At 69.2% G+C, this 18,444-nt stretch carries 18 protein-coding genes and 2 tRNA genes; 4 read left to right on the top strand and 16 right to left on the bottom strand.

The window, feature by feature from the left end:
• Positions 1 to 68: 68 nt before the first annotated feature.
• From ABE85_RS01040 to ABE85_RS01010, 7 genes are all read right to left on the bottom strand, one after another.
• The gene (locus tag ABE85_RS01040; RefSeq protein ID WP_067269296.1) at positions 69 to 1,100 is read right to left on the bottom strand and encodes a LacI family DNA-binding transcriptional regulator; all 1,032 of its coding nucleotides are present in this window, start codon (positions 1,098 to 1,100) and stop codon (positions 69 to 71) included.
• A 69-nt stretch (positions 1,101 to 1,169) separates the two neighbouring features.
• Positions 1,170 to 1,550: a hypothetical protein gene (locus ABE85_RS01035; RefSeq protein ID WP_067269294.1), complete on the bottom strand. Its 381-nt coding sequence runs from the start codon at positions 1,548 to 1,550 to the stop codon at positions 1,170 to 1,172.
• Entirely contained in the window at positions 1,547 to 1,804 is a 258-nt protein-coding gene (locus ABE85_RS27850) for a ribbon-helix-helix domain-containing protein (RefSeq protein ID WP_067269292.1), read from the bottom strand. Before ABE85_RS27850 ends, ABE85_RS01035 begins: the two co-directional genes overlap by 4 nt.
• A gap of 41 nt (positions 1,805 to 1,845) precedes the next feature.
• The gene (locus ABE85_RS01025) at positions 1,846 to 2,478 is read right to left on the bottom strand and encodes a hypothetical protein (RefSeq protein WP_067269290.1); all 633 of its coding nucleotides are present in this window, start codon (positions 2,476 to 2,478) and stop codon (positions 1,846 to 1,848) included.
• A 19-nt stretch (positions 2,479 to 2,497) separates the two neighbouring features.
• Positions 2,498 to 4,048 (bottom strand): VWA domain-containing protein, encoded by a 1,551-nt coding sequence (locus tag ABE85_RS01020; RefSeq protein ID WP_231993196.1) that lies wholly within the window; start codon positions 4,046 to 4,048, stop codon positions 2,498 to 2,500.
• Between the two features lie 62 nt (positions 4,049 to 4,110).
• Positions 4,111 to 5,355 carry a toxic anion resistance protein gene (locus tag ABE85_RS01015; protein ID WP_067269286.1) on the bottom strand — a complete coding sequence of 415 codons (1,245 nt, stop codon included), beginning with the start codon at positions 5,353 to 5,355 and terminating at the stop codon, positions 4,111 to 4,113.
• A gap of 23 nt (positions 5,356 to 5,378) precedes the next feature.
• Positions 5,379 to 6,503 (bottom strand): hypothetical protein, encoded by a 1,125-nt coding sequence (locus ABE85_RS01010; RefSeq protein WP_067269284.1) that lies wholly within the window; start codon positions 6,501 to 6,503, stop codon positions 5,379 to 5,381.
• A 246-nt stretch (positions 6,504 to 6,749) separates the two neighbouring features.
• On the opposite strand from ABE85_RS01010, the gene ABE85_RS01005 reads away from it, so the two are divergent.
• On the top strand, positions 6,750 to 7,277 hold the full coding sequence (locus ABE85_RS01005; protein WP_067269282.1) for a spore coat U domain-containing protein: 528 nt from the start codon (positions 6,750 to 6,752) through the stop codon (positions 7,275 to 7,277).
• An 84-nt stretch (positions 7,278 to 7,361) separates the two neighbouring features.
• Here the strand turns inward: ABE85_RS01005 and ABE85_RS01000 are convergent, their stop codons facing one another.
• The 5 genes from ABE85_RS01000 to ABE85_RS00980 form a co-directional block, all read right to left on the bottom strand.
• A complete protein-coding gene (locus ABE85_RS01000; protein ID WP_067269280.1) occupies positions 7,362 to 8,519 on the bottom strand; it encodes a diguanylate cyclase in 1,158 nt (385 codons plus the stop codon).
• A gap of 268 nt (positions 8,520 to 8,787) precedes the next feature.
• Positions 8,788 to 8,864: transfer RNA gene (locus ABE85_RS00995), tRNA-Val, on the bottom strand.
• A 105-nt stretch (positions 8,865 to 8,969) separates the two neighbouring features.
• Positions 8,970 to 9,046 (bottom strand) — tRNA-Val (locus ABE85_RS00990).
• 116 nt (positions 9,047 to 9,162) lie between these two features.
• Positions 9,163 to 11,436 (bottom strand): bifunctional (p)ppGpp synthetase/guanosine-3',5'-bis(diphosphate) 3'-pyrophosphohydrolase, encoded by a 2,274-nt coding sequence (locus tag ABE85_RS00985; RefSeq protein WP_067269278.1) that lies wholly within the window; start codon positions 11,434 to 11,436, stop codon positions 9,163 to 9,165.
• Between the two features lie 45 nt (positions 11,437 to 11,481).
• On the bottom strand, positions 11,482 to 12,348 hold the full coding sequence (locus tag ABE85_RS00980; protein WP_067269276.1) for an alpha/beta fold hydrolase: 867 nt from the start codon (positions 12,346 to 12,348) through the stop codon (positions 11,482 to 11,484).
• A 48-nt stretch (positions 12,349 to 12,396) separates the two neighbouring features.
• Here ABE85_RS00980 and ABE85_RS00975 point away from each other — a divergent pair, with 48 nt between their 5' ends.
• Entirely contained in the window at positions 12,397 to 13,167 is a 771-nt protein-coding gene (locus ABE85_RS00975) for a 3-hydroxybutyrate dehydrogenase (RefSeq protein WP_067269274.1), read from the top strand.
• A gap of 3 nt (positions 13,168 to 13,170) precedes the next feature.
• Here ABE85_RS00975 and ABE85_RS00970 read toward each other — a convergent pair whose 3' ends face one another.
• A complete protein-coding gene (locus ABE85_RS00970) occupies positions 13,171 to 13,908 on the bottom strand; it encodes an SIMPL domain-containing protein (RefSeq protein WP_067269273.1) in 738 nt (245 codons plus the stop codon).
• A 237-nt stretch (positions 13,909 to 14,145) separates the two neighbouring features.
• On the opposite strand from ABE85_RS00970, the gene ompR reads away from it, so the two are divergent.
• Together ompR and ABE85_RS00960 are read left to right on the top strand one after the other, a co-directional pair.
• Positions 14,146 to 14,874 carry a two-component system response regulator OmpR gene (gene ompR / locus ABE85_RS00965; RefSeq protein WP_067269272.1) on the top strand — a complete coding sequence of 243 codons (729 nt, stop codon included), beginning with the start codon at positions 14,146 to 14,148 and terminating at the stop codon, positions 14,872 to 14,874.
• A 4-nt stretch (positions 14,875 to 14,878) separates the two neighbouring features.
• Positions 14,879 to 16,204: an ATP-binding protein gene (locus tag ABE85_RS00960; RefSeq protein WP_067269270.1), complete on the top strand. Its 1,326-nt coding sequence runs from the start codon at positions 14,879 to 14,881 to the stop codon at positions 16,202 to 16,204.
• Between the two features lie 162 nt (positions 16,205 to 16,366).
• On the opposite strand, the gene ispF is transcribed toward ABE85_RS00960, so the two are convergent.
• From ispF to ispD, 3 genes are read right to left on the bottom strand one after another with little or no spacing between them, the layout of a single operon-like run.
• Complete coding sequence (gene ispF / locus ABE85_RS00955) at positions 16,367 to 16,858, bottom strand: 2-C-methyl-D-erythritol 2,4-cyclodiphosphate synthase (protein ID WP_197507165.1); 492 nt, start codon at positions 16,856 to 16,858, stop codon at positions 16,367 to 16,369.
• Positions 16,859 to 16,881: 23 nt separating this feature from the next.
• Positions 16,882 to 17,637 (bottom strand): type I methionyl aminopeptidase, encoded by a 756-nt coding sequence (gene map / locus ABE85_RS00950; RefSeq protein WP_067269267.1) that lies wholly within the window; start codon positions 17,635 to 17,637, stop codon positions 16,882 to 16,884.
• Complete coding sequence (gene ispD, locus ABE85_RS00945; RefSeq protein ID WP_067269265.1) at positions 17,634 to 18,383, bottom strand: 2-C-methyl-D-erythritol 4-phosphate cytidylyltransferase; 750 nt, start codon at positions 18,381 to 18,383, stop codon at positions 17,634 to 17,636. Before ispD ends, map begins: the two co-directional genes overlap by 4 nt.
• Between the last annotated feature and the right edge of the window lie 61 nt (positions 18,384 to 18,444).

Raw genomic sequence — 18,444 nt, 5'->3', positions numbered from 1 at the left:
GTGTTGATGAGGGATTCCACCGGGTTCGCGCGTGCCATGACCAAAGCCCGGGCGCGGTCAGTGAGGGCTCAGGCGCTGGCGCGCTGGACCAGCTCGAAGCCGATGTCGACGATGCGGCGATCGACCGTGCCGCTGGCGCGGTCGAGGATGAAACGCGCCGCCTGCCGACCGATGGCGAAGCCGTCGATGCGGATGGTGGTCAGCGCCGGCTCCAGGTCCCGGGCCAGCGCCAGATCGCCGAAGCCGACGATCGCCAGGTCCTGCGGGATGCGCAGTCCGCGCGCCTGCGCCTCGATCAGGACGCCCAGCGCCAGCGAGTCGGAGCTGCAGAACACCGCATCGACGCCGTCCGGATGCGCGAGCAGCTCGGCCAGGCCGCGACGGCCGCTGCCCAGCGTGGTCGGCGTGGCGACGGTGGCCACCGGCACGTCGGCGATGCCGAGCACCCCGGCTTGGTCCTGGAAGGCGCGGAAACGCCGCATCGCGCGCTCGTCGCTGCCGGCCACGCCGGCCAGCCGGCGGTAGCCCCGTTCATGCAGATAGGTCGCGACCTTGCGGCCGACCTCGACGTGCGAGAAACCGACCAGCATGTCGATCGGATCGTCCGTCTGGTCCCAGGTCTCGACGACCGGGACGCCGGAGGCGCGCATCCGCGTGCGCGCCTGCTCGGAATGGCTGGTGCCGGTGAGCACCAGGCCGTCGGGACGACGGCCGATCATCGCGTCGAGCCAGGCTTCCTCGCGCGCGTTGTCGTAGCCGGTCTGGCCGAGCAAGACCTGGTACCCGGCCTCGAACAGCGCCTCGGTGAGGCTCTGCACGGTGTCGAGGAACACGGGACCCGCGATCGTCGGCACGGCCACGCCCACCATGCGGCTCTTCATCGACGACAGCGCGCCGGCCAGCAGGTTGGGCACGTAGCCGGTCTTGCGGACCGCCTCGGCCACGCGCTCGCGGACCTCGGGCGAGACCTGCGCGGGGTTGTTGATCGCGCGCGACGCGGTGATCGGCGCCACGCCCGCGATCAGCGCCACGTCGCGCAGCGTGACGGCGCCGCTGCCCTTGCGGCGGCGGGGACGGGGGAAGGTCTCGGTGTCGGACATAGGAGGGCTGAAAGGTGGCCGTCGATTATGGCGGTCGATCACAGGGACGCGCAGGGGCGGATCGCGCGTTCAGCGACGACCTTCGTAGGCCAGCACGAGGTTGCGCCCCGCGCCCTCGATCCCCTCGATCCCGTCGCGGCGAGAGGTCACGAACATCAGCTGGTTGACGTTGGCCGTGGCCCAGGCGATCGCGCGTGCGTGGGCCAGCGACGGCGAGGCGAGCTGCAGCCGCAGCGCCTCGTCGGCGACGGCTTCGCTGATCGACAGGCGCTCGAAGGTTCGCAGGAAGCCGCGCGTCGGCTCCAGCAGTTCCGGCGGGCAGCGCGCCATCACCGCCAGCCAGGTGAGCACGCTGATCGAGCGGTGCGCGCAGGCCTCCAGCGCCTGCGCCGCCGCTGGCACGCCGTTCAGGTAGTCGAGCAGCACGTCCTCGTCGATGACGGCGTTCATGGTCGGCGACTCCGCCGGGGCGCGCTGTCATCGGATCGGACCGCCGGGCCCACCGTCGGCCCCTCTGCCGGATCGACGCGGGCGCCATGCGACGACCACAGCCCGAACGCTTCCGGCGTCACGTCGACGTGGCCGTCGGCGAACGTCGCCAACGCCCGCCGCACCGCTTCCGCCCGCGAGATGCCCATCAGCTTGCACAGGCGGTCGATCTCGACGAGCTGCGCTGCGGGGATGTCGACGATGGTGCGGGTCATGCGGGCCTCCGGGTGAAGCGCTGAAGGATCCGGGGCCCGGCTCAACGCGCGAGGAAGTCGGGCTGGCGGAACTTCTCTTCGAGGAAGTGCCCGTTGGCGATCAGCGCCTGCGCGTCGTGGCGGGCGGCGTTGGCGACGATCTCGCGCATCTGGGTCTCCAGCAGCGACAGCTGCTCCGCGAGCAGTTGCCGCGCGGTCCTGCCGTCCTTCAGCGGATGGCTGACGCGGAAGGCCGGCGGCAGCGCGACGTAGTTCGCGAGCGTCTCCGGCAGGTAGCGCAGCACCGTCTGGCGGACGGTGAACAGGTCGTCGTTGTGCAGGCCGTTGCCGCGCAGCCGCGGCAGCACCTCCCCGACGGCATTGCGGATCGAGGCCAGGCGAGGCTTCACCTCCTCGGGCAGATGCGGCGATGCCTGCGAGATGACCTCATCCAGGCGCTGCATGGTCTGCTCGAAGCTCAGGCTGTCCTCGATGGCGCGTTCGAGCTCGGGCTGGCGACGGCCGAGCAGCAGGCCCGCGACGTACAGGCCCGCCGTGATCGCCAGCCAGCCCCGGTCGATGACGCCGGCGAACAGCAGCGCCGGCCCGATCAGCGCCAGCGCGCAGCCCAGTATGTTGCCGCTGCCGTAGAGGAACAGCAGCGCGCGCAGCTTCAGCGGTCTCGATGCGGCCATGGCGGCGTTCCCGGCACGTTCACTGATAACCGCGGATCTCGCGGAAGACCTGCGCCAGGCGCGAATGGCGCCCGTCGAACTCGCGGCCGCCGGTCATCTGCGCGATCTGCTTCATCTCGTCGACGTTGCCCTCGCCGAAGAGGATGGGGAACACGCGCGCCGGCGCGCCCTGCCCGTAGCGCGAGCGGAACGCGGAGAACGACATCCCACTGTTGCTCTCGCCGTCGGTGAGCAGCGCGACGCTGACGAAGCGGTCGGGATGCTCGCGCGATTCCCGCGCGGCCAACTCCAGTGCGGCGGACAACGCCGAATACACCGCCGTGCCGCCGCGTGGGCGCAGCTCGTCGGCGACGCTCGTGAGTCGTGCGCGTGCAGCCTCGATGCCGTCGGCGTCGAAGGGCACCAGCACCGGCTCGTTCACCCGGTCGTCGAACGGGATGAGGAACACGCGCTCCCGCCCCTGGAACGCGGTCAGCCGCGCGCTGGCCGTCGCCTGCGAAGCGCCGCTGAGCACCTTCAGCGCCTCGCGCATGAGCTCGATGCGTTCGCCCTTCATCGACCCGCTGATGTCCAGCACGAAGATCGACGTCGACGGCTTGCGCCAGGTCGACTGGTAGGCCGACAGCACCGCGTCGATGACCTCGAGCCGGTTCGGGAAGGAGAGCTCCGCGATCGCCGCCGTCGGCAGCGCCGCCGCGGTGGCCACCTGTGGATTCGCGGGTCGCAGGAAGGCCGGGCCCAGCGCGTCGCGCTGGAAGTCCGCTGCCTTCAGCGCGGCGACCAGCTTGTTGTACGGCTCGCGGCCCGTATCGCGCAGCAGCATCAGCGGATAGTCGGCCGAGATCATCCCGTCGCGGGGATAGACCAGCGTCAGGCGCTGGTCCTGCGCCAGCTTCTCGTTGGCGCGCAGGATCACGGCCTCGTAGTTCACCATCGCGTCGATGGCGGCGGGATCCTTCGTGAAGGCGTCGGCCAGCCAGCCGGAACTGCCCGCAGTCAATCGCTGGCCGGACAGGAAGGCGGTGATGACCTTGGCGTCGACATCGGACGCGGCCATGTCCTCGGTCTTGCCCGACGACGCGGCGGCGACCGCGAAGAGCGCGCTCATGCCCGAGTTCGAGCTGGCCGCGTTGGTCATCGCGTAGCGAAGCTTGCCGGTGCTGGCGGCCTTGGCGATGTCGGCCCAGGTCGGCGCGCGCTGGCCCCAGCCGAGCTCGGCCACCTTGGCCGCCTTCACGCCGAGCGCGATGCGCGAGTAAAAGAGCTTCTCGCGCGCGAGCGGCGGCGTCTGGAGCGCCAGCGACGGATAGGCGCCGTTGGGCGGCAGGATCGCGTCGAAGCGCTCGCCGGCGTTGATCCGCTCGACGATGTCGAGCGTGCCCGCGTAGCTCATCTTCACGGTCACGCCGGCCGCCTGCCCGGCCGCAACGATGGCCGGCTCCAGGTCCTTGACCTCGGAGCCCGCGAGCACGGTGAACCCGGCCTCGGTGCTTGTCGCGCGCGCCGCATCGGACGCCGGCGTGTCCGCCTCACGCTTGCCGCAGCCGCCCAACACAAGCGCCGTCGACAACAGTGCCGTCGACCACCACGCGGCACCCGCGAACCATCCCCTCGCCGAACGGCGCGCGCCGCTCACAACGACACCTCTCCCGACGCCTGCAGCGCGGAGGCGGACTCCTGACGCCGCACGCGGTCCAGGTAGGTCCTGCTCTTCGCGACCTCGTCGGACAGCACGTCCACGGTCGTCTGCATGGACGCCAGCGCCTTCGTCTTGAAGTCGGCGATGGTGTCCATCGTCTGGTAGATGTTGGTGAAGGCCAGCTGCAGCTTCGCGATCTCGATCGTGCTGGACGCGGCCTGCTGATGGATCGCGGCGCTCTGGTCGCGCAGCATCTCGCTGGTGCCGGCGATGAGGTTGCCGGTCGTGGTGTTCAGCGCGGAGATCTGGTCCAGCACCAGCTTCTGGTTGTTGAGCGCCTGCGCGACGATGACCGCCGTGCGCAGCGCCGACACGGTCGTCGTCGTGGCGCGGTCGACGCCCTTCACCAGCTCCAGGTTGTTCTTGCGGATCAGGTCCAGCGCCAGGTAACCCTGGATGTTCACGGCCTGCTGCGTCAGCAGGTCCGTCACCTTCTGGCGGGTGTAGAACAGCATCTCCTCGCGGACGACGCGGGCCTTCTCGCCGTCCGAGAGCTCGAGCTCACGCGCCTTCGTCTCGAGCTGCCCGTCGAGCGTGCGGCCGATGTGGATGTACTTCTCCAGCCGCTCCATCAGCGTCCAGAGGTTGACCTTCTCCTGCTCGATGGCGGCGTTGTCGCGCAGCAACTCGTCCTTGCCGCCCTTGAGCGCCTCGATGATCCCGTTCAGGTGCGACTGCGAGGACTGGTAGCGGTCGAAGTAGTCGGCCAGCTTGTTGCCCAGCGGGATGAAGCCGAGCAGCTTGCGCGCCGAGAACAGGTCGCCCTGACGCGACGGGTCGAGGTCCTCGACGGTGCGGCGCAGGTCCACCAGCGACTGGCCGATCTGCGCGCCCTGGTCGAGGAGGCCGCTCTTCAGCGACCCGACGGGCCGGTCCAGCATCCGGTTGGACGCGGCGGACGCGGCCTCGATGTCCTTGCTGCCCATCGCGTGGATGCGCTCCACAGCCTGCTTGAAGGTCGGATGCTGGCTGTCGTGCGTCGTGATGTCATCGATGAACTGGCGGACCTGGCCGTCGAGCTCGGCGACCTCCTCCGGCTTGAGCTTGACCTTGCCGGCGGCGGTCTCGACGGGCACGACCTGCACCGGCGCCGGAGGCTCCAGCGTGAAGGACTGCGGGGGCTGGAGCTCGTCGAGCGCGGTGTTCTGGCCGGGGGTCGGGGTCTGGGAAGCGGTCATGCGGTCCTCCTCGGGATGAAGCGTCACTTGAACCGGGCCTCGATGCCCTGGATCAGGCGTTCGAGCCATTCGTGGCTGGGCGGGTCGACGACATCGACGAGCACCGGCGGCACCTTGACGCCGCGCTGGGCCCAGGTCTCCGGGCCCTTCACGTCGCCGCCGGTGCGGAAGCCGTATTCATGCGCGAGCTCGCGCAGCTTGGGATCGGTGTCGAGCGCCTCGCCCAGGCGGGCGCCCTTCTCGTTGTAGGGCACCAGCACGTGCTTGGAATACACCGTCGGGCGCGGGTAGAGCACGACCATGTCGCCCTTGAGCCGGTCGGGATTGCGCAGCCAGAACTCGACCATCTGCGACTCGTAGGCCGCCAGCAGCGGGGCCTTGCCCATGCCCAGCGCCAGGTAGTCCTCGAAGGGGCCGGCGGAGCTCTGCTCCTGGAAGCCCTGGCGCAGGAACAGCGGCGCGACCAGCGGCAGGACCTTGTCGACCTCCTCCTGGCTCTGGACGATCTGCTGCTGGTTGGCCAGGTAGCTGGCCAGCGCCAGGTACATCGCCGCGGAGTTGGAGGTGCGCACGTCGGTGGAGTTCACCAGCACCGCCTTGCCGGTGGCGAAGGCCTCGCTCTTCTTGAGGTCGCGCCAGCGGGCGTTCTGCTCGATCAGCGTCATCAGGCGCTGGAGATCGACGATGTAATAGAAATCGCCCTCGCGCTGCGCGATGCCGTTGGCGACGAGGATCTCGGCGATCGGCTTCCAGCTGGCGAAGACGATGGGCGTGTAGAACGGCGTGTAGACGTTGGCGGCCTTCGCGGCCACCTTCAGTTGCTGCCCCGCGGGCGCGCCGGACGGAAAACCGAAGTCGTACTTCGCGGCGTCGACGCGGTTGGCGATGGCGCGGGACCCGGCCTTCTCCACCGTGACCGTGAGCCCACGCGCGGCGAGCGCCTGCTGGACGCGCGGATCGTTGAAGAAGGCTTCCTTCTCGGAGCCGATCAGGCCGCGCAACGTGACCTGACGGTCCCGCACCTGCTGGGCGGTGACGGCGGCGACCTTGTCCTGGTCCAGCCGCGCGTTGGAGTACCAGACGCCGCCGCCCACGGCGGCGAGCAGCGCGATCGCCAGCACGGGGGCGACCAGTTTGCGAATGTCCAAGGTGACGAGCCCCTGAAGGCGCGTGGAAGCTCACGCTGCGAGGGACGATATCGCCGGGTGATGACGGAAATGTGTCACACGACTGTCACGAGCCCCGAAGGCAGTGCGCGGCCCCCTTCCCCACAGCTGTGGGCAGATTCCCTACAGCGGCATACGGGACCCGCCCGACCCGTGGTACCGCTGTCTCCTCCTGTTGGTAACGAGGCGTGAGAACGAAGATTCATTCATCGCAAACAGGGGGCCAACATGAACACGATCTCGAAGCAAGCCAGCAAGTTCAAGCACATCGCCATCGGCCTGGGCCTGGCGGTTTCCGCCTCGATGGCGGCCAACGCCAACACCGCGCAGAACACCTTCCAGGTGACCGCGACCATCACCAGCTCCTGCACGGTGTCGGGCTCGGCGCTGAACTTCGGCAGCGCGATCGACCCCCTGGCGGTCGGCGTGCCGCTGGACGCCTCGTCCACGCTGACCGTCACCTGCTCCAACACGACGCCCTACGCCGTGTCGCTGAACGCCGGCGCGAACGCAGGCGGCGCCTCCAACTTCAGCGCCCGCACGATGAAGAGCGGCGCCAACACCCTGGGTTATCAGCTGTACATGGACTCGGGCCGCACGACCGTCTTCGGCGACGGCACCGCCAGCTCCAGCACCAAGAGCGGCACGGGCACCGGCAGCTCGCAGTCGATCAGCGTCTACGGCCGCGTGCCGACGCTGGCCGGCGTGGTCCCCGGTTCGTACACCGACACGGTGACCGTGACGATCACCTACTGATCCCGGTCCGGGGCCGGGTTCCGCGCCGCCCCCGCAAAGAACCCCAGGCTCCGGCGACAGGCAGTCCCGTCCAGAAAGCTCCGTTCACGCCCGCAAGGGCGACGACCGGAGCTTTCTTCGTTTCTTCTCTTCGTAGGACATGTCGTCCGCGATCTCGAGCAGGCGCGCGTAGCTCGTCTGCCCGTCGCCGACGGCGTAGCCGATGGACGCGCCCACGCTGACCATGCCGCCCTCGATCGCGATGGGTTCGGTCAGGGCCTGCAGCAGCCGCTGCCGGATCTGCGCCATCCGGAATTCATCCGGCGCGCCGGAGAACAGCAGGACGAATTCATCGCCCCCGACCCGCGCCGGCAGATCGCCATCCCGGCACTGCGCCCGCAGGCGCTGGCCGACGGCGCGCAGCACGGCATCGCCGGCCGCATGGCCGTGGCGATCGTTGACGGGCTTGAAGTCGTCGAGGTCGAAGACGACGACGCTCATCGGCTGGCCGGCGAGCTCCTGCGCCCGCCGCTCCAGCGAGCGCCGGTTGGCCAGGCCGGTGAGGAGATCCGTGTCGGCCGTCGTGGCCAACTGGGTCATGTCGCGGTCGCTGGCCCGAACCAGGCGGCTCGCGTAGCCGATGGTCCACAAGGTGAAGGCGATGAACAGCCCCGCCAGCGCCAGCGCCGATCGCTTGACCGACTGGAGCCCGCGCTCCTGCTGGGCCTGGCGGTCCGCCAGCAGCGAGCGCTCGGCGCGCTCCATGGTGTCGAGCAACTGCCGCAGCCGCTTGGACGAATCACTGGTGATGCGCGCGTCCAGCCCGTGCCGCAACGAGTCGACGCCGTCGCGTTCTCCGATCACGGCGGAGGCCAGGTACCAGCCGGTGATCTCGAGGGTCTCGGACCGCACCTCCGCGGCCACGCTCAACTGGGCCGGGTTGTCCCGGACCAGCATTTCCAGCCTGTCGTCCGTCTCCCGGGCGTCGCCCGCCGCAGCGCGCAGACGCTGAAGCGCGTCGGACTGCGGCACCAGCACGAAGTTGCGCAGCGCGACGCCGCCGCGCAGCAGGCCGGATCGCAGCTGGTTCAGCTGATCGAGGACTTCATGCGTATGGGCGACCAGATCGTTCGCGTCGCCGTAGCGGCGGGCGCTGTCGACCAGCACGCCGGCGGCGCCGATCACCAGGACCAGCGCCACCGCCTGGGACAGCTGCAGGACGCGCGCGATGCGCCGGAGCAAAGGGTTGGAGACGGTCGCCAAGAGCGTGTGCGGGTGCCGGAATCGCGGCATCCTACCGTCGGAGGAAAAACGTCGCAGGCCGGAAAAGCGGGGCCTTTGCCGACCATGGCGGTCATCGCACAAGCCGCGTGCCGGCAGCAGGCAAGCGCAGAACGAAGGCCCGGACATCGCAGGAAAAATCGAAGCCGGAAAGCGAAACGCCCGCTTGCGGCGGGCGTATCAAGCAGAACGCCCGCTTGGAGCGGGCGTTTGCTGAAGTATCGAGTCCCGGAGGACTTCCTACCAATGCTGGTAGGCGCGATTGGATTCGAACCAACGACCCCCACCATGTCAAGGTGGTGCTCTAACCAACTGAGCTACGCGCCTGAAATACGCCGCCAGCGGTGGTTAATCCACTGGTCGGAAAACAAATCGCCCGCCGTTGAAGCGGGCGATCCGTCGAGGTGTCCCTGAGGACTTGCCTACCAATTCTGGTAGGCGCGATTGGATTCGAACCAACGACCCCCACCATGTCAAGGTGGTGCTCTAACCAACTGAGCTACGCGCCTGGAGAAGCCTCGCAGTATAAGCCGGATTTTCAGGTCCGTCCAGGAAGCCGGGGCAAAAAGAACAGCAGTCGCACGATGTCTTCAGCAGGATCGTCGACGACGTTCCCGCGATCGGCCTAACGACGTCGCGCGCTCCGGATGCCCGAGACCTGCGACAACGCCACCAGCGTCTGCTGCAGCCGCTGCGCGTCGCTCACCTCGACGGTGAAACTCATGCGCGACAGGTCGCTGCGCGCCGGCTTGCCCTTGCCGCTCTGCTGGTTCACCGAGACCACGTTGAGCTTGTCTTTCGCGAACAGCTCCAGCACGTCGCGCAGCAGGCCCGGCCGGTCCGTGGCCTCGACGACCAGGTCCACCGGGTACATCGCGCCCTTGCCCGCGCGGTCCGGCGCGGGCTCGCCCCAGGCGACCGCGATGACGCGCTCCGGCGCCGCCTGCGCCATCTGGCGCAGGTTCGCGCAGTCGCAGCGATGGATGGCCACGCCCTTGCCGCGCGTCACGTAGCCGGTGATCACGTCCGGCGGCGCCGGGCGGCAGCAGCGCGCCAGGCTCGTCAGCAACGAATCCACGCCCACCACCAGCACGCCGCCCTTGGGCGTGCGCCCTTCCCCGACCGCGCCCTTGGTGTGGCGCTGGACGAGCAGTTCCTCCTCGTCCGCTTCCGGCACCGGCGGACGCAGCAGCGTCTCGATGTTGCGCAGCGAGTACTCGTCCTTGCCGACGACCTCGAACAGCGCTTCCGCGCTCTTGAAGCCGAGCCGACCCGCCAGGTCGTCGAGCTTGATCGCCGTCTTGCCTTCGCGCTGCAGCAGCTTCTCGACCAGCTCGCGGCCCTTGGAGACCGTGTGCGTCTGCACCTGCGCGTTGAACCACGCGCGCACCTTGGCCTTGCTGCGCGGACTCTGCAGATAACCGAGCTCGGCGTTGAGCCAGTCCATCGACGGACCGCCCTCCTTGAGCGCGACGATCTCCACCGTCTGGCCGCTCTGCAGCGGCGTGTTCAGCGGCACCATCTGGCCGTCGACCTTCGCGCCGCGGCAGCGGTGGCCGAGGTCCGTGTGCACCGCATAGGCGAAGTCCACCGCCGTCGCCCCCGCGCAGAGCTCGACCACGTTGGCCTGCGGCGTGAACACATAGATGCGGTCGTCGAAGCTGGCATCGGTCTCGGCGACGTAGTCGCGCTCCCACGCCAGCAGTTGCCGCAGCACCGCTTTGCGGGCCTGCGCGACCTGTTCCTCGAACTCGCCCGCCGCGCTCACGCCGGCGTAGCCCTTGGTGCCCGCTTCCTTGTAGGCCCAGTGCGCGGCGACGCCATGCTCCGCATGCTCGTGCATGGCGCGCGTGCGGATCTGCACCTCCATCGGCCGGCCGTCCGCGGCGATCACCACCGTGTGCAGCGACTGGTAGCCGTTGGGCTTGGGACGCGCGATGTAGTCGTCGAACTCGCCGTCCACGGGCACATAGCGCTCGTGCAGTTGCGCCAGCACCGCGTAGCAGTCCGCCACCTCCGGCACGACGACGCGCAACGCGCGCAGGTCGAAGACGCGTTCGAGGGTCAGGCCCTTGCCGCGCATCTTCTTCCAGATGCTGTACAGGTGCTTGGGCCGGCCCTGCACCTGCGCGGCGATGCCATGCGAGTGCAGCTCGCGCTCCAGCGCGGCCCGCACCGATTCCACCGACTGCTCGCGCTCGACGCGCTTCTCGTGCAGGCCCTTGGCGAGCTGGTGATAGTTCTCCGGCTCCAGGAAGCGGAAGGCCAGATCCTCCAGCTCCCACTTGATCTGCCAGATGCCGAGCCGGTTGGCCAGCGGCGCGAAGACCTGCAGCGACTCCGCCGCGAGCTCGCGCGGGCACGGCGTCTTGCTCGCCGCGAACCAGCGCAGCGACTGCAGCCGGGAGGCCAGCCGCAGCAGCACCACGCGCAGGTCGCGCGAGAACGCCAGCAGCATCTTGCGCACGAGCTCGGTCTGCTCCTGCCGGCGCTGTTCCTCGACGCGCGCCTCGCGGGCCGCGCGCTGGATCTGCACCAGCCGGCGCGTGTGCGCGACCAGGCTCGCGTCGCTTTCGCCGAAGGCCTTGGCGACGATCTCTTCGGGCTTGTTCAGGTAGTCGCCGGCATACACGAGGTACGAGGCCGCCTGCATGGACGGCGCCGCGCCGACGCCGGCCAGGATCGCCGCCACGCCGTCCGCGTGGGCCAGCGCCGGCTCCCCGGTGCCCAGCAGGTGATCGGCCAGCAGCGGTTCCGCGAACGCGCGGGCGCGTCGCACCGGATCCGCCGTCTCTTCGACGCGCGGCTGCGCCGCGGGCAACCGGTGAGGCAGGTCCCCGTCCAGCAGGGCCACGATGGGCGCCGCCTGGTCCAGCCGCAGCCCCAATTCCGTCTTCATTCGTCGTTCATCCGTGTCGTCGGGGGCGCGTGCGCCGCCGGGACGTCATCCGCGGGCCAGGAATTGCTCCACCACGCGGATCTGTTCTTCATGCACCAGCGTCGGCGCGTGGCCGACCCCTGGGAACTCATGCAGCTCGGCGCGCGGGCCGCGCTGCGTCATCAGCTCCGCCGTCGTGCGCGTGAGCAGGTCCGAATCGCCGCCGCGCAGCAGCAGCGTCGGGCAGCGCACCGCGTCGTAGGCCGCCCAGAGCTGCGCCTCGCCGGCCTTGGCCAGCTCCGGCGTCAGCCCGGCCAGGCCCTGGCCGATGCGCGGGTCGTAATGCAGCCGGCAGCGGTCGCCGTCGGGTTTGAACATGGCCCGCGACAGCGCCAGCCACTGCTCGTCCGTGTGCGGTCCGAAGGCTTGCGAGATGCCGCGCAGGTAGTCCGCGCCCTGCTGGCAGTTCTCGAACTGCGGCGCGCGGCCCAGGTAGCTCGCGATGCGCTGCAGCGCGACGAATTCGATCGTCGGCCCCACGTCGTTGAGGATCAACCGCTTGATCGGGCTGGCCGGCATCGCCGCCAGCGCCAGGCCGATCAGGCCGCCCATCGAGGTCCCCAGCCAGTCCACCTGCGCGGGCCCGAGGCGCGCCAGCAGCGTGACCATGTCCGACACGTATTGCGGGAGCTGATAGTTCCGAGGATCGCCCAGCCATTCCGACTCCCCGCGACCGACGACGTCGGGGCAGATGACCCGGAAACGGTCGCTCAGGCGCCGCGCGATCACATCGAAGTCGCGCCCCTGCCGCGACAGCCCGTGCACGCAGACCAGCACCCGCGGGTTGTCGGCCTGACCCCACTCCCAATACGCGACCCGGTGGAGGCCGCAAGGGCTCAGCGCCTGGACTTTTTTCAACAAGGGTTCAGACATCGCTCGTATCCTTTGCTCCCATCCTAACAACCCTGAAGAGGACGCGGCATGTTGAAAGGCAAGACGGCGCTGGTCACCGGCTCCACGAGCGGCATCGGATTGGGGATCGCCCTGACCCTCGCCAAGGAAGGCGCGAACATCGTGCTGAACGGCTTCGGCGACCACGCCGGCCCGAAGGCGGAGGTCGAGGCGCTCGGCGTGAAGGTCGGGTACCACGGCGCCGACATGAGCAAACCCGCCGAGATCGAGGCCATGATGGCCTACATCGATCAGGAGTTCGGCGGCTGCGACGTCCTGGTGAACAACGCGGGTATCCAGCACGTGGCCAACGTCGACGAGTTCCCGCCGGAGAAGTGGGACGCGATCATCGCGATCAACCTCAGTTCCGCCTTCCACACGATGCGCCTGGCCCTGCCCGGCATGAAGAAGAAGAACTGGGGTCGTGTCGTGAACATCGCGTCCACGCACGGGCTGGTGGCGTCGGCCGGCAAGTCGGCCTACGTGGCGGCCAAGCACGGGCTGGTCGGCCTGACGAAAGCGGCGGCGCTGGAGACCGCCCTCCTCCCCGTCACCGTCAACGCGATCTGCCCCGGCTGGGTGCTGACCCCGCTGGTGCAGAAGCAGATCGACGACCGTTCGGCGAAGGAAAAGCTGGACCCCGCCGAGGCCAAGCGCCAGCTGCTGGCCGAGAAGCAGCCCTCGCTGCAGTTCACGACGCCCGAGGAACTGGGCGCGCTGACCGTGTTCCTGTGTTCGGACGCCGCCATCAACGTGCGCGGCCAGGCCTGGGCCATGGACGGCGGCTGGACCGCGCAGTGAGGATCACTTCGTCATCACGACGTTGCCGTTGACGTTCACCGTGACGACGGCCTTGCCGGATTCGGTCGGCAGGGCCTCGTCGGCGGCGGCGCTCATGACCTTCATGCGGGCCATCGGCGCCGCCATCATCGCCACCGGCTGGTCGGCGTTCACGCTGACCTCGCCGATCCGGTAGCCGGCATAGCCGAACTGCTTCGCATACACAGCCGCCTTGGCCTTGTAGCTGGCGATCGCCTGACCGACCACATCCTCCTCGGCCTTCTCGCGCGCCTCGCGCGACAGCCCGTAGCTGACGTTGGCGATGGCCAGCGAGCTGACGCGCCCGCTCAGCTTGGAGATCGCCTCGATGTCGCGGCCCTGCACCAGCAGCTCGACGCTGCCCTGCCAGCCGGTGATCTGCGGCCCGGCGTTGGAGCCCGCCTTCGGCTGGCCGTAGCGCGGATAGACCGACAGGTTGCCCGCCTGCAGGTCGACCTGCCCCGGCTTGGCGACCTTGCGCGCTTCGGTCAGCGCGGCGTCCAGGGCCTGCTTGAGTTCGTTCTGGACGGCGGCGGCCTCCTTCCCCTCGCGGGTGGTGGAGAAGCGCAGCTGCAGCAGGTCGCGGGCCACTTCGGTCGTGGCGGAGGCGCTCAGCGACAGCACGTCGGTGCGGGCGGCCTGGGCCTGCGCCATCGCGGGCAGGACCGCCACGGCGCCGGCGGCGATCAGGGTACGGGCCAGGATCTTGGAGCTTCGGATCATTCGGGTTCCTACGGAGAGTCCAGGTGGGAACCAGCATAACGTGTGAGGAAAGCGTCACGGTTGACCGGGGCCCGGCACCGTCTGTCCGCCTTTCTGGGTCATTCATCGACCTCCAGTAGGGATATGGACAGTCCTGTTACAAAAGATGTAACCATCCGGTAAGGACTGATGCATCCCGCAAACAGGTCGAAAAACTGCCCTTACAGTCCCGCTGTTACAAATTCCGGAGTGGCCGCCATGCAAACCACAACCCGCCCCAACCGTGTCCTGGTCGTGGATGACGATGCCCGCATCCGCGACCTCCTGCGCCGCTACCTTGCCCAGGAGGGTTTTGAAGTCCTCCTGGCCGAAGACAGCAAGGCGCTCAACAAGCAGCTGACGCGCGAGACCGTGGACCTCATCGTCCTCGACCTCATGCTGCCCGGCGAGGACGGCCTGTCCATCTGCCGACGGCTGCGCGCCGCGGGCGACAGCACGCCCATCATCATGCTGACCGCCAAGGTCGAGGAAGTGGACCGGATCGTCGGCCTCGAGGTCGGCGCCGACGACTACCTGGCCAAGCCCTTCAACCCGCGCGAACTGCTGGCCCGCATCAACGCGGTGCTGCGCCGCCGTCCGCCGCCGGAAGCCCCGGGCGCGCCGTCCAAGGAACCGATGACGGTCCAGTTCGGCCCGTTCGAGTTCGACCTGGCGCTGCGTCGCCTGGCCAAGAACGGCGACCCGGTGCCGCTGACCACCGGCGAGTTCTCGATGCTGAAGGCCCTGGTGCGCCACCCGCGCCAGCCGCTGTCGCGCGACAAGCTGGCGATGCTGGCCCGCGGCCGCGAGTTCGAGCCCTTCGACCGCAGCCTGGACGTGCAGGTCTCGCGCCTGCGCAAGCTGCTGGAAGAGGATCCGGCGCAGCCGCGCTTCATCCAGACCGTGTGGGGTGTGGGCTACGTGTTCGTTCCGGACGAGGCGGCCTGATCCCGTGGCACCCCCGCGTCTGGCGCTGAACCTGTTCTGGCGCACGTTCGCGCTGCTGGCCCTGCTGCTGGCGGCGGGTGTGCTGGCCTGGCAACAGACCTTCAAGGCCCTGGAGGCCGAACCCAAGGCGCTCGAAGCGGCGCAGCAGCTGGCCGGCCTGGTGAACCTGTCGCGCGTGGCGCTGACCAGCACCGACGCGATCAACCGCGTCGCGGTGGTCAAGTCGCTGGCGCGCAGCGAGGCCGTGTCCGTGGAGGTCGCGGAAGCGACCGACCGCTGGCTGCCTTACGAGAACTCGCCCTTCGCGCAGCGGCTGCGCAAGGAGCTGGTCTCGCGGCTGGGCCCGCAGACGGTGCTGGCCAGCGGCCTGAACGGCGTGCCGGGGCTGTGGGTGAGATTCGACGTCGGTCCGGACCAGTTCTGGCTTCAGACCAATGCGGCGCCGCTGCAGGCCAACATCTCCGGCAACTGGTGGTGGATCGCGATCGCGCTGGGCGCGTCGCTGCTGGGCGCGGCGGCCATCGCGCGGCTGATCAACCAGCCGCTGCGCGAGCTGTCGATCGCCGCGAGCCGCATCCGCGAGGGCGAGTACGACTCGCGCCTGGACGAGAGCACGCTGACCAGCGAGATCCGCGAGGTCAACATGGGCTTCAACCGGATGGCGCGCGAGCTGGCCAAGATGGAAGAGGACCGCAGCGTGATGCTGGCGGGCATCTCGCACGACCTGCGCACGCCGCTGGCGCGGCTGCGGCTGGAAGCGGAGATGAGCGTCAACGACGAGCAGGCGCGGACCTACATCGCGCAGGACATCGACCAGCTCGACGCCATCATCAACAAGTTCATGGACTACGCGCGGCCGAGCGAGCTCCAGCTGCAGGCGCTCAACCTGCGCGAGCTGGTGGAGCGCGAGGCGCAGGGCTTCCGCGATCCGCAGCAGATCCAGATCAGCGTGCGGCTGTCCGCGGCGCTGCGCATCTGGACCGACCCGACCGAGCTGGGCCGCATCCTGCTGAACCTGTTCGAGAACGCGCGCCGCTATGGTCATCATGGCGACGAGCCGACGCGCGTGGAAGTCACCGCCGAGGCCGACAGCGCCTGGGTGCTGCTGACGGTGCGCGACCACGGACCGGGCGTGCCGCCGGACAAGCTCGCGAAGCTGACGACGCCGTTCTACCGCGGTGACACGGCGCGCACGGCGGCGACGGGCGCGGGCCTGGGCCTGGCGATCGTCGAGAAGTCGGTGCAGCGCCTGGGCGCGCAGCTGCGGCTCGCGAATGCGGACGACAGCGGCTTCGTCGCGCAGCTGAGACTCAAGCGCGCCAGCGTCTGACCGCAGTCAACCCGCCTCTCTTGCTCCCTCTCCCGCTTGCGGGAGAGGGTGGGGGTGAGGGCCAGCGGACTCGGCAGTCAGAAAGACTTCAGCACTTCCACCGCCGCGGGCCCTCACCCCTGCCCTCTCCCGCAAGCGGGAGAGGGGGTCCGACCGAGCGACTCAGTCGGCGGCGCGGACCAGCAGGCAGACTGCGCGCGCCTCGATGGCCTTCAGCTCGCCGACTGGCCCCATCTTCTCGGCCGTCTTGGCCTTCACATTGATCTGACCGACGTCGATGCCGAGCACTTCGGCGAGTCGCGCGCGCATCAGCGAGATGTGCGGCGCCATCTTGGGCTGCTGCGCAATGATCGTGCTGTCCAGATTGCCGATCACCCAGCCCAGCTCCTTCACGCGGCGATAGGCCTCCGCGAGCAGCACCATCGAATCGGCGCCCTTGAACTCGGCGGCGGTGTCCGGGAACAGCTTGCCGATGTCGCCCAGCGCAGCCGCGCCGAGCAGCGAATCCGTGATCGCATGCGCGAGCGCGTCCGCGTCCGAGTGGCCCAGCAAGCCGTGCGTGTGCGGGATCGTGACGCCGCCCAGGATCAGCGGGCGGCCGGTGACGAGCTGGTGGGTGTCCCAGCCTTCGCCGATGCGGAAATTCAGAACCATTGCGTGATTGCCTTGAACTCGAATCAATGCGGCAGCGCGTTCGTGACGACGAGCGGCCCGTTGCGGGTGACGATCATCGTGTGCTCGAACTGCGCGGACAGGTTGCCCTTGACGCCGGAGAGCGTCCAGCCGTCGGCCTCCTCGTCCACCCAGCGGCTCTTGGTCGACAGGAAGGGCTCGATGGTGATGACCATGCCTTCCGTGAGCACGCGCGTGTCGCTGGCGTCGTAGTAGCCGGGGATGCTCTTGGGCTCCTCGTGCAGCGAGCGGCCGACGCCGTGGCTGCAGAGGTTCTCGATGATCTTGAACTTGTGCGCCTTGGCCACGCGCTCGATCGCGTGGCCGATGCGGTTGATCTTCGCGCCCGGTCTCACTTCCTTCATCGCCTGTTCCAGCGCGTACTGCGCGGCGAAGACGAGTTGCGTTTTCGTGGGCGTCGTCGGCGGGACGATGCGCGTGCCGCCGGTGTCGCCGAAGTAGCCGTTCAGCTCGGCCGACACGTCGACGTTGACCACGTCGCCCTTCTGGATCACGCGGTCGCCGGGGATGCCGTGCGCGGCCTGCTCGTTGATCGAGATGCAGGTGGCGCCGGGGAAGTTGTACATCACGCGCGGCGCGGACTTGGCGCCGAACTCCGTCAGCCAGCGCTCGCCCATCTGGTCGAGCTCCAGCGTGGTCATGCCGGGCCGGATCGCGTCCAGCATGCGGCGCAGCACGGTGGCGACGGCTTCGCCGGCGGCCTTCAGGCCCTGGATATCGTCATCGGATTCGACAGTCATGCGCGGCTCCTCAGCAGGCGTTCGGCCAACGCGAAGTCGGCGGGATAGGTGACCTTGAAATTTTCCATGGAAGCCTCGACCAGACGCGGGGCATGGCCCAGCGCCTCGATGGCGCTGGCCTCGTCGGTGATGCCGTCCAGCGGGCCGGCCAGCGCGGGCATCAGCAGGCCGAGGCGGAACATCTGCGGCGTCTGCGCGGCCCATTTGCCGCGGCGGTCGACGGTGGCGGCGACGCGCAGCGACGGCGACGCGCCGGGGTCGGTGCCAGGACTTGCGGCCACCGCGTCCTTGAGCGTGTCGGCCACCGGCAGCGCGAGCAGGCCGCCGACTTCGTCGTCGTCGCAGGCGTCGATCAGCGCGTCCACCCATTCCGGGCGGATCAGGCAGCGGGCGGCGTCATGGACCAGCACCCAGTCGTGCGGCTGGGCGCCGCGCTCGCGCAGCGCCTGCAGGCCGGCGGCGACGGTGTCGGCGCGCGTCGCGCCGCCGGTGCGCGCGATCCAGCCGCGTTCGCCTTCAAAGCCTGGCACCGCGACGTCGAACTGGTCGTCCTCGGCCGAGAGCACGACCATCGTGGCGTCGATGCGCGCGACCGCAGCGAGCGCCGCCAGCGTGTGCGCGATCATGGCGCGGCCGGCGAGCGGAACGTACTGCTTGGGGCGGTCGGCGCCGGAACGGCTGCCGACGCCCGCGGCCGGCACCAGCGCGAAGCAGCGCGGCGCAAGGCCAATGGGAAAGGAACTCATGGGACGGGATTGTAGGGAGCGCGAACGACGTCGTCGCACCGGACCGATGGGCGAAAATCGG

It is taken from the genome of Mitsuaria sp. 7 (genome assembly GCF_001653795.1).
Taxonomy (GTDB): domain Bacteria; phylum Pseudomonadota; class Gammaproteobacteria; order Burkholderiales; family Burkholderiaceae_C; genus Roseateles.
Note: the sequence above shows the minus strand (reverse complement) of the source record. Positions and strands in the feature narration are given on the sequence as shown.